Here is a 1,614-nt window from a genome sequence, read left to right as displayed (position 1 = left end):
GCTTTTACGAGTTGTTCAGCTTCTTTCAGTAATGCCTGCTTATAAACAAAGTAGCGATTAATCATGCCGTATTTTGGATATTCACGATATCCGATGAAATTCCGGATTCGATCAATCATTCGTTTTGTTTCGTTGGCCTTTTGTTCACCATCCGGTAATTGTTTTAATCGGTCTAATAACTCTTTTTCCTTTTCCAAAGCAACACGCAGCCCTTGCTCGAATTTGCGCTTGCCAGCATTGGGCTCAAAGTTTTTGATGTTACCAATAATCATAGGGACAAGTATACTTGGTTTTTCACTCCAACGTGTTCTCGTCATATCAATTTCACCGGCACATCTCATTCCATATTTGTTGAGAAAAGCATTGAAAGCGTCTCGGGTTTCCCTTCCTCCTTCAAACTGATCCAATTCATCCAAAAAGTTTTCATCTTTTACATGCTGTAAATAATCAATTACTTCTGGATATGGACGAATCACATCTGCAACATCCAATAGCGCCAGACCCATTTCCGAAGTAATATTATTTGGTACAGATTGAGAAAGCGTGTCTGCTACGTTTTTTTCATCTAACCACTCGTTCATTTTTTCATTGATCCATGTTGAAGCATTCATAGCAGCCATAAATGTAGCTGTACTTTGTGGGTCAAATAAAATCTTCTTTAATTCCTGAATATCTTCCAGAATAAAATCAAATAAATCCGATCCTGATTTCGTTTGGATGTTTTGTTTTAACTCTTCTATCGATGTTTGATTTTTCTTAATCAAATCAGAAACGATGGAGGGATTGTTTTCGAATTGTGCCAGCATATCCGTATTGCCTCTTATGGGCTTCGGTGCTTCAGTATCATTTGGTAATAATTTTATAAAATCTCCACGCTCAACGATGTTCATAATTGCGTCTTTCATGAGTGGATCGTGTTGTCCCATCATATTTAATAACATGTTCCGACTGACAGGTGAAGCTAGTTGACGTGTTATATCAACAAACAACCTTCCACCAGCTTTACGCATCGGTGCATTAGTTGTTAATAGGAAAAAAGACAATCCCAATGGTTTGATTGGGTCGGTCATCATTTGTTGATGACCGACAGATATATAGACATGGTTTTCTTGGTCATTCGCTTCAGGGATTGGGAAAAGTGTAGTGATTGGCCGGCTCTGGACAATATAGAATGTATCATCTGCCAAACACCACTCGATATCTTGCGGGCAGCCAAAATGAACTTCAATCTGTTTTCCGATGCGTGCTATTTGTAAAATTTGTTGGTCAGTTAGTGTTTGCGTCTTTTGCTGATCAGCATCGATCGGCACGGTCTCTGTTCCGCCTTCTTTTCGTGCAAAGATAGCCAATTTCTTGGGTGCTATCATCTTACCTGCGATTTTATCGTCTTGTACTTTATAACAATCGGCAGATACCAAACCAGAGACCAGCGCCTCTCCAAGTCCAAAACTGGCATCAATTGACAGCAATTTGCGGTTTCCAGTAAGCGGATCAGCGGTAAACATAATCCCTGATGCCTGTGGGAAAACCATCCTTTGAACGATTGTCGATAAATAAACCTGTCTGTGGTCAAATCCATTTTGCATTCGGTAAATTACCGCTCGATCCGTAAAT

The 1,614-nt window shown here is 39.7% G+C and carries 1 protein-coding gene; it reads right to left on the bottom strand.

Annotated elements, in window-relative coordinates; translation table 11 throughout:
* Positions 1-1,614: phosphoenolpyruvate synthase (ppsA, locus tag V7659_RS31635; RefSeq protein ID WP_335543930.1), on the bottom strand; the 1,614-nt coding region annotated here is incomplete at both ends.

It is taken from the genome of Neobacillus drentensis (assembly GCF_036966985.1).
GTDB lineage: Bacteria > Bacillota > Bacilli > Bacillales > Cytobacillaceae > Neobacillus > Neobacillus drentensis_E.
This window is presented reverse-complemented; position numbering and strand designations above follow the sequence as displayed.